This window comes from Mycobacterium shinjukuense (genome assembly GCF_010730055.1).
In the GTDB taxonomy this organism is placed as follows: Bacteria; Actinomycetota; Actinomycetes; order Mycobacteriales; family Mycobacteriaceae; genus Mycobacterium; species Mycobacterium shinjukuense.
In genome coordinates, this window is sequence record NZ_AP022575.1 from 832,141 (window position 1) to 846,069 (window position 13,929).

Genomic DNA, 13,929 nt, shown 5'->3' on the forward strand with positions numbered 1-13,929 from the left:
ATTTCGGCCGCGAGCCGCTCGCGACCATCGCAGCGGCCAGCCTTCGGGCCGTGTGGACCACCCGGTAGGCCGCCCCCACGTCGAGTGGGTCGCCGGAGACGGGCGGGGCGTACAGCACGCTGTGCACACCGCGCAGCGCGTCGAGCAGTGCGCTGGGATCGTCCTCGTCCGCCAGCGCCGAGGGCGCAAGCAGGTCTACCCGACAACCCGCGAGCCGGGCCAGCTGCGCGGACAGGCCCGTGTCCGCCACCGCCAGCCACGCGGCGGCGCACGGGGTTTCGGCGCTGGGTGCCGGCCGGACCGGCCAGGTCAGCTGGTAACACCAGTCGTCGAGCGCCGGGTTGTCGGAACTCGACTGTCCGTTCACCGCGACCCCGTTGCGGCCCGGACGGGCCGGTGCCGCCGCGCCGGCGTCCGGGGCGGTGATCCAGTGGTGGGTGTGCTGCCAGGGGGTGGTGGGCAGGTCGGTCAGGCGGGCGCCGGGGATGGCCGGTGGTTTGCTGCCGATCGACGAGAGGTTGGTGTGGAAGGTGATGGTGTCGTCGGTGTCGCGGTGCAGGGTTCCGACGCTGGTGTAGCGGGTGCCGTGCTGGGCGGCGTGCAGGGTGTCGATGATGGCCTGGGTCAGCAGCGGGTGGGCGCTGATCTCGATGAAGGTGTGGTGGGCGGATCCGGGGCCGCTGCCGGCGCGGGTGATGGCCTGCTGGAAATGCACCGGGTTGCGCATGTTGGTGGCCCAGTGCTCGGCGTCGAACAGCGGGCGGGTGTCGAGGTCGGGGTAGGTGGTGGAGATGATGGGGATCGTCGGGGTGCGCGGGGCCAAATCGGCCAGCTGCGCGCGCATCGCCGGCTGCAGCGCGTCCATGGCCGGGTTGTGCGGGGCCACTTCGATATTGACCCGGCTGGCGAACCGGTTCTGCGCGCGCACTCGGGTGATCAGCGCCTCGATCTGGCCGGCGGGCCCGGAGATCACGGTTTGGCGCGGCGAGTTGTAGATTCCCAACGTCACCTGCGGGTGGTCGGCGATGAGCGCCTCGGTGGCCGCGGCGTCCAGTTCCACAAGTGCCATGGCGCCCTGACCCGACAGCGGCGCCATCAGCCGCGACCGGGTGGCGGTCACCCGTACCCCCTCGGCGGGGGTGAGCGCTCCGGCGACGACCGCGGCGGCCACCTCACCCATGGAGTGCCCGATCACCAGATCGGGGGTCACCCCGTAGCAGCGCCATAGCTGTGTCAGCGCCAGCTGCATGCCGATCAGGCCCAGCTGGATCTGCTCGATGCCGACCAATTCCTTGCCGCCGGCGATCAGTTCGTGCAGCGAGAACCCGGCCTGCTCGACAAACACCGGCTCCAGCTCGGCCACCGCCGCGGCGAACCCCGGCTCGTCGGCCAGCAGTTGGCGGCCCATCCCGGCCCATTGCGAGCCGCGCCCGGAGTAGACGAACACCGTGCCCGGGCCGGGCGCGCCGTCGTGGGGGCCCACCACCCCCGGCGCCTGCCGGCCGGCGGCCAGTGCGCGTAACCCGGCGATCGCCGCGGCGTGGTCGCGGGCGACCACGGTGCCGAACGTGGTCTGCCGGGCGCGGTGATGGTTGAGGGTATGGGCCACATCGGCCAAGGCCACGCCGGCACCCGGGCCCGCCATCCACTCGGCCAGCACCCCCGCCGTGGCGGCCACCCGCCGCGCCGTCTTACCGGCCACCACCAACGTCGACACGGCCGGGTCGGCGGCGCGCTCGGCCGCCGCCACCGCCTCCTGACCCTGCTCGATGATGACGTGCGCGTTGGTGCCGCCCAATCCAAACGACGACACCGCCGCACGCCGCGGCCCCTCAGCGGTCGGCCACGGGACGCTCTCGATGGGAACGAAGAACCTGGTCGACGCGGCATCAATGGCTGGATTCCATTGTGAGAAATGCAGATTCGGCGGAATCTGGCCACGCTGCACCGCCAGCACCGTCTTGATGAAGCCCGCGATCCCGGCCGCCGCCTCGGTATGGCCGATATTGGTCTTGACGGCCCCGAGTGCGCACTGCCCCTCGCCGCGGCCGTAGGTGGCCGCCAGCGCCTCGAACTCGATCGGATCGCCCAACACGGTGCCGGTTCCGTGGGCTTCGACGTAGTGCACGCTCTCGGGTGCGAGGTCAGCCGATCGCAGGGCGTCGGCGATCACGTCGCACTGCGCGGCGGTATTCGGCGCGGTGACACCGTTGGACCGGCCGTCCTGATTGACCGCCGAACCGCGGACCACCGCCAGCACCCGGTCACCGTCACGCACCGCGTCGGTCAACCGCTTGAGCACCACCACCCCGGCACCTTCGCCGCGCACAAACCCGTCGGCGGCCGCATCGAAGGCGGCGCAGCGACCCTGCGGGGACAACAATCCCCATGCCGAAATGGCGATTTGGGTCTCCGGGCGGAGCGTGATGCTCACTCCACCGGCCAGAGCCAGGTCAACTTCCCGCAGCCGCAGGCTCTGGCAGGCCAGGTGCACTGCCACCAGCGACGACGAACACGCGGTGTCCACCGCCACCGCCGGGCCGCGCAGCCCCAACAGGTACGAAATGCGACCCACCGTGATGCTGTGCGCATTTCCGGTTCCGGTGTAGGCGTCTACCCTGTCCGGACTCGCGGCCAGCATGGACTGATATTCGTTGAAATAGACCCCCATCATGACGCCGGTTCGGGTACCAGTGAGGGAATCGGTTGGTATGCCCGCATGTTCGAGGGCTTCCCAGGAAACCTCGAGCAGCATTCGCTGCTGCGGGTCCATCGCCGCGGCTTCCCGCGGGGTGATACCGAAAAATTCGGCGTCGAAGCCCGCGATGTCGGGGATGAAACCGCCCCACTTCGTCGTCATCCGTCCCGGCGTCAACGGATCGGGGTGGTAGAACGCTTCCGCGTCCCACCGGTCGACCGGTACCGTCGAAATCGCGCTGCGGCCCTCGACCAGCAAGTCCCAGAAGCTCTCCGGCCCAACAACATCCCCCGGGAACCGGCAACCAATTCCTACCACGGCAACCGGCTGCGCGGCCGTGATCCGCGAGACCTTGTCGAATTCGTCGGCAAGGGCGGCGCGTTGCTGCGCGGTCATTCCGGAAATCCGGCTGAAGGCCGTTCGCATCACGCAGGCCTTTCGGCCTCGGTCGATGTCGATTCGATGCGGTCGAACAGGCTATCCAATACGCTTCCCGCCGACGCGGAGAGCGCTGCCATCTCGTTGGTTTCCGAATCGTCCTGTGGCAGAAGAATTTTCGTCAGATACTCGGCCAGTGATGCCAGGGTTGGGTGATTGATCAGCATGGTCGCCGACAGCTCAATCCCGACGAACCGCTCGGCTTCGCGCCGAATTGCCATCGCCATCAGGGAGTTGAGGCCGAACTCGACGAACGGGCGATTACGGTCCAGCTCCGCTTCGGGCAGCCGGAGCTCGGCGGCGACGATGGTTCGCAAACCATTTTCAAGTCGATCTCGCGCATCCGTGGCCGACATCTGCGACCAGTCCGGTCCCGCGTTGTTGTCAGCGGTCGATCCGTCCGCTCCGCCCGGCGAGGGTACCGGCACCACAACCGCTTGCGCGAGGTCGTAGCCGTCGACGTACTCCCAGGCGGTGAACGCCTCCGACGGTGTGATGTCACGCGAACCCATGCGCTGCAGCTCTTCACTGACGATCTGGGCGTCGGCCGCCAATCCCAACCCCCGCCACGCGACCCAGTCGAGGCTCATGGTGTGGCAGCCCTGGCGGTGACGTGCCCGCGCCAACGCGTCCAGGTACGAGTTGGCGGCGGCGTAGGACCCCTGCCCGGGCATGCCGAAAATCCCTGCGGCCGAGGCGGTTAAGAAGAAGAAGTCCACACTGCCGGGGGGGAACGCCTGGTGCAGCACCTGGCTGCCGGCGATCTTGGACCACACAACCTGGCGCACCGCATCCTCGGTCATGTTCGTCACCAGTTGATCGTTCGTCACGCCGGCCGCGTGGATGATGCCGCGAATGGGTGCGGCCCCGTCTCGATCCCGCTTGGCCAGCAGGGCCTGCACGTCGTCGCGGCATCCGATGTCGGCGGCGACGGCCTCGACGGTCACTCCCCGCAATTCCAGGGCGCGGATCGCGGCGATCTTGTCGCGCACGTCGGCGTCGAGGCTGTCCAGTTCCCAGTCTCGCCTGGGCGGCAACGGCGTACGGCCGGTCAGCACCAATCGACGAGCCCCGCGGTCGGCGAGCCATTCGGCCATCAACAGGCCCAGTGCGCCCATGCCGCCGGTGATCAGATAGGCCGCGTCGGGCTTGCATCGCAGAGACTTTCGTGCCGGCGCGCCCCGGACCGGCGTCAGCCTGGGGGCGAGCACTTTGCCGTCACGCAGCACCAGAATCGATTTGCTCGGCGCCTGCAGCAGATCGCCAAGTGTCGGCCCGGCGTCGTCGAGGTCGTCGTCGGTCGCGAGATCGACCAGCCCGCCCCACAGCCCGGGATGTTCCGCGGCGACGACGCCCGCGAAGCCCCACAAGAAGCTCTGACGCAACGCGGACGGGGCCACCGCTTCGTGCACCCCACGCGTGACGATCCACAGCGCCGCGGGTTTGTTCGCTCCTCGCCGCGCCAGGGTCCGTACCAGCCCGCTGACCTCGGCGGAAACCCGAACGGCGAAGTCGACATCGGTCTCGGCGCTGCTCGCCGGCCGGCACTCCGCGACGTAGAGCACGTGCCGGGCCTCGGACACCCCGCCCAGCGGGTAGCCCGCCGCCTCGAGGGGCCTCCGAAGCGGGACGGCGTCGTCGCCGATCAGCGCGACCGGCCCCCGACCGGTCACCCGCCCGGCCCCGGCGCCGTCCCGGTCGGTCCGCGGTTGCCAGTCGATCGTGTGCACGAACGTCCTGGCATCGGCCTGGGATTCGACCCGTCCGGCCGGCGACGTGTCGACAACGTCGAGTGCCCGGTAGCGAAGCGACCGCATCGACAGATGGGGCACGCCGCGGGCCGACACCGTGACATCGACGGTGATCCCGTCGTCGTCACGAACGGTGCGCTTTAGCGTCACCCGGCCACGCGGGTCGCTACCGGGGTCGCCGAGGCACACCTGCTCGATGCTGGCCGGCGCGTAGAGCCGCGGATCGGCGACGTCGGCAAGGGCGGCGACGTGGATCGCGGCGTCCAGCAGCGGGGCGGTCGAGCCGCCGGGCATTGCGTCGGGGAGAGCCACCGTGGCCGTGAGGCCGGTCGGCGCCGGTGTCCAGGCGTCCACCGACCACGCGAAGGGCAGGCCGTCGACGCCACGCAACGCCAGCAGCTCCGCGACGTCGGGAACCGTGTGCCGGTGACTGGTGGTGTGTTGGAGCCCGTTGACGGGGTCGTTCGAACCCGCGGCAGGCGCCGACGGCGAGGGCCCCAGGCGCGCGGTCGCATGCCGCGTCCAACGGTCTGCCGCCGGTTCGGTGGCCGGACTGGAGGCCAGGCTGATCGAGTGGGTATCGGCAACGACCTGGATCAGGCGCGGCCGGTCGAGGAAGATCGGTTGCTCGAATCGGACCCCGGATACCACGGAGTGGCCCAATTCCGCTGCGGCGGAAAGGATCGTGTGCAGCACGATAGACGCCGGGACGATCTCGACCCGGTGAAATCGATACCGGCCCGGGTACGGCTTGGCGTCCGGTGCCAGCCGCGCTTGCCACAGGTGGGAGGGCGGCGTGGACAAGACCTTGGTGTGTCGACCCAGCAGCGTGCCCGCCAGGGGTGCCGATCCAGCCGCGGGCGGTTTCGCGGTGATCCAGTGGTGGGTGTGCTGCCAGGGGGTGGTGGGCAGGGTTGGGTGGGGTTCGGGTGGGTGGGGGGTGTGGGGTGGGTGGGTGGTGTGGACGGCGTTGAGGTTGGTGTGGAAGGTGATGGTGTCGTCGGTGTCGCGGTGCAGGGTTCCGACGCTGGTGTAGCGGGTGCCGTGCTGGGCGGCGTGCAGGGTGTCGATGATGGCCTGGGTCAGCAGCGGGTGGGCGCTGATCTCGATGAAGGTGTGGTGGGCGGATCCGGGGCCGCTGCCGGCGGGTGATGGCCTGCTGGAAATGCACCGGGTTGCGCATGTTGGTGGCCCAGTGCTCGGCGTCGAACAGCGGGCGGGTGTCGAGGTCGGGGTAGGTGGTGGAGATGATGGGGATCGTCGGGGTGCGCGGGGCCAAATCGGCCAGCTGCGCGCGCATCGCCGGCTGCAGCGCGTCCATGGCCGGGTTGTGCGGGGCCACTTCGATATTGACCCGGCTGGCGAACCGGTTCTGCGCGCGCACCCGGGTGATCAGCGCCTCGATCTGGCCGGCGGGCCCGGAGATCACGGTTTGGCGCGGCGAGTTGTAGATTCCCAACGTCACCTGCGGGTGGTCGGCGATGAGCGCCTCGGTGGCCGCGGCGTCCAGTTCCACAAGTGCCATGGCGCCCTGACCCGACAGCGGCGCCATCAGCCGCGACCGGGTGGCGGTCACCCGTACCCCCTCGGCGGGGGTGAGCGCTCCGGCGACGACCGCGGCGGCCACCTCACCCATGGAGTGCCCGATCACCAGATCGGGGGTCACCCCGTAGCAGCGCCATAGCTGTGTCAGCGCCAGCTGCATGCCGATCAGGCCCAGCTGGATCTGCTCGATGCCGACCAATTCCTTGCCGCCGGCGATCAGTTCGTGCAGCGAGAACCCGGCCTGCTCGATAAACACCGGCTCCAGCTCGGCCACCGCCGCGGCGAACCCCGGCTCGTCGGCCAGCAGTTGGCGGCCCATCCCGGCCCATTGCGAGCCGCGCCCGGAGTAGACGAACACCGTGCCCGGGCCGGGCGCGCCGTCGTGGGGGGCCCACCACCCCCGGCGCCTGCCGGCCGGCGGCCAGTGCGCGTAACCCGGCGATCGCCGCGGCGTGGTCGCGGGCGACCACGGTGCCGAACGTGGTCTGCCGGGCGCGGTGATGGTTGAGGGTATGGGCCACATCGGCCAAGGCCACGCCGGCACCCGGGCCCGCCATCCACTCGGCCAGCACCCCCGCCGTGGCGGCCACCCGCCGCGCCGTCTTACCGGCCACCACCAACGTCGACACGGCCGGGTCGGCGGCGCGCTCGGCCGCCGCCACCGCCTCCTGACCCTGCTCGATGATGACGTGCGCGTTGGTGCCGCCGAACCCGAATGACGACACGCCGGCCCGCCGCGGATGCCCGGCGTCTGGCCACTCAGTCTGGGTGTCAACGACTTTCAATCGCAAATCGGCGAAGGGGATGTGTGGGTTAGGGCTTTCGAACCGTTGGTTCGGCGGAATCTGGCCACGCTGCACCGCCAGCACCGTCTTGATGAAGCCCGCGATCCCGGCCGCCGCCTCAGTGTGACCGAGGTTGGTCTTGACGGCACCGATCAGCAGCGGTGCATCCTCGGGACGCCCCCGACCCAGCACCGTGCCGAGCGCGCGCGCTTCGATGGGATCGCCCAACAGTGTTCCGGTCCCGTGAGTTTCGACATAGTCGACCTCGTTGGGCTGCATCCCGGCGTTTGCGTAGGCCGCGCGCAGCACCGCCATTTGGGAGGCCGGGTTGGGGGCCATCAGGCCGTTGGAGCGGCCGTCCTGGTTGACCGCCGAGCCGCAGATGACCGCGAGCACGCGATTGCCGTCGCGCTGCGCGTCGGTCAACCGCTTGAGCAGCACCACCCCGGCGCCTTCGCCGCGCACAAACCCGTCGGCGGCGGCATCGAACGCACGGCAATTACCGGTCGGCGACAACGCGCCGAGTTGGTCGAAACCGCGGAATACGGCCGGGGACAACAACACATTCACGCCGGCCGCGATTGCCAGGTGACAGTCCTGGGTCCGAAGGCTCTGGCAGGCCAAATGGATTGCCACCAACGACGACGAGCATGCGGTATCCACCACCACCGAGGGGCCGCGCAGGTCAAGGAAATACGACAGCCGGTTGGCGATGATGCTCATCGCGCCACCGGTGTTGCTCCACCCATCGACCTGGGACAGCTCGGTGGAGGCAATGGCGCCGTACTCGCTCAGGCATGACCCGGCGAACACGCCGGTCTGCGAGCGGCGCAGCGAGCTGGGCGGGATTCCGGCGTCCTCCAACGCTTCCCACGCCACTTCCAGCAGCAGGCGTTGCTGGGGGTCCATCTTGTCGGCTTCGCTTGGGGAGATCTCGAAGAATTCCGCGTCGAAGGCGTCGATGTCGGGCAGAAATGAGCCCCAACGCGTGGTGCGGGCAAGCAGTGCCTTGACTTCGGGGGAGCCGTCGTCGAAGAGCTCCCACCGCTCGTCGGGAACCTGACCGATCGCGGAACGGCGGTCACAGAGGAACTGCCACAACGCTTCTGGCCCGGATACTCCCCCTGGGAAGCGACACCCCATGCCGATGACGGCGATCGGCTCCTCCAGCGATCCGCGAGCCGCCCGCTTGAGCGCCGCATCCGATTCGGCGTTGGGTTCGGGCGCGGTGAGATATGCGGCCAGTGCGTTGATGGTGGGGTGTTCCCAGAAGTCGATCGGGGATACGCTCTTGCCCAACAACTCGGTCAATTCCCCCGACAGTACGACCGCGTCACGGGAACTGACGCCGAGGTCGGCGAGCGACAGATCGGGGTCAACCTCGTCGGGTCTGCAGCCGATGTTGGTCACCAAGTAGTCGACAAGCCAGTGGCGAAGGTCCGCTTCGCCACCGATGCTCGCCGTCATACGGTCACGTCCAGCCGTTTGAAGCCGTCGCTGCGGTAACGCTCGACGCAGGCTGAACGCCGGATCTTGCCGCTCGTGGTGATCGGGATCGAGCCAGGTGACACCAGCACGAGATCGGCCACCCGCAGGCTGTGTGACTTCGATACCGCGGAAGTGACCTCACGCTTCACCGAACGCAGCTTGCGCATGGCCTCCTCGGCCGACGCCCCCCGTCGTTTCAATTCGACGATCGCCACCAGCTGTTCGGTGATGTCATCCGGCACCGCGATCGCCGCCACCCGGCCGCCGGTGATCTCCCGGATCGTCGCCTCGATGTCGTCGGGGTAGTGGTTGCGGCCATCGACGATGAGCAGGTCTTTGATGCGGCCCATGATGAACAGTTCGCCGTCGAACATGACGCCAAGGTCGCCGGTGCGCAGCCACGGCCCCTCCGGGGTCCCCGGTGCGGGGTTGACGATGGTGGCGTTGAACGTGCGTGCGGACTGCTCGGGCTTTTGCCAATACCCCAGGGCCACATGTTCGCCGTGCACCCAGATCTCACCGACGTTTCCCGGCGGATTCTCGATCATGGTGTCCGGGTTGACGATTCGCACGGCCGACGGGTCCGGTGACCCGTAACTGATCAACTCGGTACCGAGCGAGCCCTCGGTGCCGCAGGGCCTGGCCCGTCCGGCGGTCAAATGCTCGTAGTCGAAACGGACCGTCTTGGGTGCGGTACCGGCTTCCGGGGCCGCCACGTACAGCGTTGCTTCGGCGAGTCCGTAAGAGGGTCGCACCGCCGTGGGGCTCAGGTTGAACCGAGCGAAACGTTCGGTGAAACGCTTCACGGTCGCGACGTGGATGCGTTCACTGCCGCTGACGATTCCGGCCACGTCGCCCAGGTCGAGCCCGGCCATATCGTCGTCGGATGTTCTGCGCACGGCCAGTTCGAAGGCGAAATTCGGTGCCGCGGAAAAGCACCGCCTGGTGGTGGCGAGCAGTTGCATCCAGCAGGCCGGGCGCCGCAGAAAAGACATCGGGCTCAGCAACACCGCGCTGCGGCCGGCCACCAATGGCGCGCAAATTCCGAGAATCAGGCCCATATCGTGAAACAACGGTAGCCAGGACACCACGGTGCCGGTCGGTGTCTTTGCGGGATCTCCAAAATAGCCGTAGAGGCTTTGCGTCACGTTGGCGATGACGTTCTTGTGCGACACAATGACACCGGCCGGCGTGCGCGTCGAGCCGGACGTGTATTGGAGGTAGGCGGCGCCCGAAGTGTATTGCTGAGCGGGTCGCAGCTCACGTGGCGAATCCAGGTCGAGCAGGTCGACTTCGATGACGAACGGGGCTGGCTGCCCGTCCTGTCCGCTTGCGTATTTCGTCACGTCGCCAACCACGGACGACGTCGTGAGAATGGCGACGGGCGCGGAGTCTCGCAGCACTGCGGAAACGCGATCGTCGTGAATGCCGTACTGCGGGGTGGACAGCGGAACCGCGATGAACCCGGCCTGTAGCGCCCCAAGAAAAGCTACGACGTATTCTAGCCCCTGTGGCGCTAAAATCGCCACGCGATCCCCGGGTAAGCCGCACAGTTTGAGTTCTTCAGCGATGATGTAAGCACTCCGGTAAACCTGCGACCAGGTCAAGCTCTCAGCAAACCCTTTTGGGTCCAATCCGTAGTCGATGTAGGTGTATGCGGTGGTGCCGTCCTGTTGATCCGCTCGCTCCTTTAGCAACGCGGGGAGGGAAGGGTCGGTGACCGCCATCGCACTACACTCCCATTCGACTGTTTGCGTTCATTATGTGTTACGCGCCCCGTGAATGTCCCTGATAGATTGCACAGCCGAAGTCCCCCAGCGTTGTGCAACCTGTGGTCTGCGCTGACCACGCCGCTCCGACGATGGTGCAGCCCCCCTATCAGGGCACGTCTGCGAGCACCAGATGATCGCCCCCTAGACTACCCGTTGTCCCCAGTTAACTAGTCCTTGTATGTAAGGTAAGCACCTCTTGGGACGAGCGCGGGCGGTATTCGGGAAATCACGGACCCTTTGCGCCGCGACGGGTCGATCATTGGCTGGTGACGCGGTGGTTTCAGCCGGGTTGGTGCTCCCCACCGGGGCCGTCCGCTGTGGTTGATGTGGCCAATGATGCATTGGTGACGGCTGTTAGTAGAGTGAGATTTGAGTCATAGTTGTCTGGGCAGGGAGGCCGACCGGTTTTGGGACCAGCGTCCCGTTGTCCGGAGGCTATCATGTCCCGTGGCTGTATCGGGGGGATGGGGCTGCGCCGGGGAGGATGGGGGAGCGGCCCGCTCGGTGCAACGGCCCCGCCGGCCCGGTCCTGCGCTCCGCGCGGCGTCCGCCTGGTCCCGGGTTGCGTGCATTGCAGCAAACTTGGAGCCGAATCTTTCCAGGTCGGCGACCACCCATCTTCCAGTCGCTTGCGTGTGCAGTGCAGCTAAATTCGACCAGACCATTGAAGCGTTCGGTCTTCTATGTCTCCGACAAGTTCTGACAAATTGTTGTTGAGATAAAAATGGTCCCCCGGAAATACCCGGAGAGAGAATTCCGCGGTCGTTCGTGCGCGCCACGGCCCCATGTCTTCTTCGGTCACAATCCAATCTTTGTCCCCGAGGAACGCATAAATGGGGCATGAAACCGTCACCTCCGGCGGACGGTCATAGCCGGCAATGGCCCGTACCGCTCGCAATGTCGGCAGCACGCCTACGCGAAATTCGTCATCGGCAAGAAAATCCGCATTAGTCCCGGTCACTTGGGCGACCAAGTTCAAAAGGTCGCTATCTGAAAAACCCTGGATCTGCTTATATCTGATGTGGCCCGGCGCCGAGCAGGACGACAAAAATAACGCGATGACGTTTTGTCCTGCCGACTGGAATCGCAGCGCGGCTGCTTGCGCCAGCGGTCGCCCGCCTGATCGATCGTCGGTCGTGCGGTAGCCGCCGGCAACATCGTGGGCTCGGCGTTGGGCCGAAGCCGCGCTGCCGTGGCGCCATCGCCGGATGGGAGAGTGGACGGCCGGGCGACTGCTGTGGCGGCTTGGGCTCGCGGGTGCCGGGGGTCATGCCACAGCACCAGTGGTAACCGATGTATGGCCGTGTACCGAGTCTTTGAAGCGCTGGACGAATTGAGCGCGATTGTCGAGGAAGCCCGCGGTGTGCCGATGACCGCGGGCTGTGTCGTGCCCCGCGGTGACGTGCTGGAGCTGATCGACGACATCAAAGACGCCATCCCCGCCGAGCTGGATGACGCCCAGGACGTGCTTGACGCGCGCGATTCGATGCTGCACGACGCCAAGGCGCAGGCCGACTCGATGGTCTCCTCGGCCACCACCGAATCGGACTCGATGCTCAACCACGCCCGCGCGGAGGCAGACCGGATCCTGTCGGACGCCAAGGCCCAGGCCGACCGGATGGTCAGTGAGGCGCGCCAACACAGCGAGCTTATGGTCAGTGAGGCTCGCGAGGAGGCGATGCGCATCGCCGCCTCGGCCAAACGCGAGTACGAGGCCAGCATCAGCCGCGCCCAGTCGGAATGCGACCGGCTGATCGAAAACGGCAACATCTCCTACGAGAAGGCCGTGCAAGAGGGCATCAAGGAACAACAGCGGTTGGTGTCGCAGAACGAGGTCGTCCAGGCCGCCCGCGCCGAATCCACCCGGCTGATCGACACCGCGCATGCCGAGGCCGACCGGCTGCGCGGCGAATGCGACATCTATGTCGACAACAAGCTCGCCGAGTTCGAAGAATTCCTCAACGGCACGCTTCGCTCCGTCGGCCGGGGTCGCCACCAACTTCGGACCGCGGCCGGCACGCACGACTACGCGACGCGCTGACCTCGGATCTACGCGGCGTGCGCCGTAGGATTTCTGCTATGGCAAGGCTGCACGCCCAGGCAACACCACGGCATGTGAGCGCACATGTGACCGAGTCGTTGACCGTTGACATCGCGCGGCTGGGGCGGCGCCCGGGTGCCATGTTCACGGTGCGCGACACCGTGGACAGTCCCTCACGCATCGGGTTGGAGCTGATTGCGATCGAGCGGGGTGCCCCGCTAGAACTGGATCTGCGGGTGGAGTCGGTATCCGAGGGGGTTTTGGTGACCGGGACGGTGGCCGCGCCCACCACCGGTGAATGCGCCCGCTGCCTGACCGCCATTGGTGGGCGCGTGCACGTCGACCTGACCGAATTGTTTGCGTATCCGGACAGTGCCACCGAGGCGACCACCGAGGACGACGAGGTTGGACACGTCGTCGGCGAGACCATCGATCTTGAGCAGGCGATCATCGACGCCGTCGGCCTGGAGCTGCCGTTTTCACCGGTGTGCCGGCCGGATTGCCCGGGGCTATGCCCGCAATGCGGCGTTCCGCTGGACACCGAACCCGGCCACCGCCACGAACAGATCGACCCGAGGTGGGCCACGTTGGCCCGGATGCTGGCGTCGGAAGGCCCGGATGCCGCACAGCGGGGTGAGCGGTGACCCGGTCACGGCAATCTCTGCTCGACGCGCTCGGTGTCGACCTGCCCGACGAGCTGCTGTCGCTGGCCTTGACGCACCGCAGCTACGCCTACGAGAACGGCGGGCTACCCACCAACGAGCGCCTGGAGTTCCTCGGCGACGCCGTGTTGGGGCTGACCATCACCGACGAGCTCTTTCACCGCCATCCTGAGCGTTCCGAGGGGGACCTGGCCAAGCTGCGGGCCAGCGTGGTCAACACCCAGGCGCTCGCCGACGTCGCACGCAACCTGTGCGAAGAGGGCCTGGGTGGGCACGTGCTGTTGGGGCGTGGCGAGGTCAACACCGGCGGAGCCGACAAGTCCAGCATTCTGGCCGACGGCATGGAATCGCTGCTGGGCGCGATCTATCTGCAACACGGCATGGAGACGGCCCGGGAAGTGATCCTGCGGCTGTTCGGGCCACTGCTGGACGCCGCGGCCACGCTGGGCGCCGGGCTGGACTGGAAGACCAGTCTGCAGGAGCTGACCGCCGCGCGCGGGCTGGGCGCGCCGTCGTATGTGGTCACCGCCACCGGCCCGGACCACGACAAGGAGTTCACCGCGGTGGTCGTGGTGGTGGACACCGAATACGGGTCGGGCGTGGGTCGGTCCAAAAAGGAAGCCGAACAAAAGGCGGCGGCCGCCGCGTGGAAGGCACTGGAAGCGCTGGATCGCGCCGACAAAACCTCTGCCTAGATCAACGGTGATGACCCGTCCCCCGCAAGCGGGAGGTGCCCCCAGCGCCCGGCT

5 protein-coding genes and 2 pseudogenes (1 of these 7 only partly in view) are annotated in these 13,929 nt (G+C 67.5%); 3 read left to right on the forward strand and 4 right to left on the reverse strand.

The genetic code is table 11. The features are described from left to right. The 4 genes and pseudogenes from G6N20_RS03655 to G6N20_RS03670 all read right to left on the reverse strand — a co-directional run. On the reverse strand, positions 1-3,127 hold the 5' portion of the coding sequence (locus tag G6N20_RS03655; RefSeq protein WP_163662802.1) for a type I polyketide synthase. 1,445 nt of this gene lie to the left of the window's left edge; only the first 3,127 of its 4,572 coding nucleotides appear in the window; the start codon lies at positions 3,125-3,127; the stop codon falls past the left edge of the window. Next, positions 3,124-8,684: pseudogene (locus tag G6N20_RS21705) on the reverse strand (type I polyketide synthase). Before G6N20_RS21705 ends, G6N20_RS03655 begins: the two are co-directional and overlap by 4 nt. Further along, the gene (fadD26, locus tag G6N20_RS03665) at positions 8,681-10,432 is read right to left on the reverse strand and encodes a long-chain-fatty-acid--AMP ligase FAAL26/FadD26 (RefSeq protein WP_083046251.1); all 1,752 of its coding nucleotides are present in this window, start codon (positions 10,430-10,432) and stop codon (positions 8,681-8,683) included. Before fadD26 ends, G6N20_RS21705 begins: the two are co-directional and overlap by 4 nt. Positions 10,433-11,123: 691 nt before the next feature. After that, positions 11,124-11,600 (reverse strand): annotated as a pseudogene (locus G6N20_RS03670) (thioesterase II family protein); the annotation flags it as partial. A gap of 180 nt (positions 11,601-11,780) precedes the next feature. Here G6N20_RS03670 and sepIVA point away from each other — a divergent pair. The 3 genes from sepIVA to rnc are packed head-to-tail and all read left to right on the forward strand — an operon-like array spanning position 11,781 to position 13,875. After that, positions 11,781-12,518 carry a cell division protein SepIVA gene (sepIVA, locus tag G6N20_RS03675; protein WP_083046343.1) on the forward strand — a complete coding sequence of 246 codons (738 nt, stop codon included), beginning with the start codon at positions 11,781-11,783 and terminating at the stop codon, positions 12,516-12,518. Between the two features lie 38 nt (positions 12,519-12,556). Then, positions 12,557-13,162, forward strand: a complete 606-nt coding sequence (locus G6N20_RS03680; protein WP_083046252.1) for a YceD family protein — start codon at positions 12,557-12,559, stop codon at positions 13,160-13,162. Beyond that, positions 13,159-13,875: a ribonuclease III gene (gene rnc, locus G6N20_RS03685; protein WP_083046253.1), complete on the forward strand. Its 717-nt coding sequence runs from the start codon at positions 13,159-13,161 to the stop codon at positions 13,873-13,875. The genes G6N20_RS03680 and rnc overlap by 4 nt, the downstream gene beginning before the upstream one ends. The last annotated feature ends 54 nt before the right edge of the window (positions 13,876-13,929 follow it).

Coding starts and splice junctions, on each gene's coding strand:
- fadD26 (WP_083046251.1), bottom strand. CDS start 10,432: ATGGCGGTCACCGACCCTTCCCTCCCCGCGTTGCTAAAGGAGCGAGCG.
- G6N20_RS03680 (WP_083046252.1), top strand. CDS start 12,557: ATGGCAAGGCTGCACGCCCAGGCAACACCACGGCATGTGAGCGCACAT.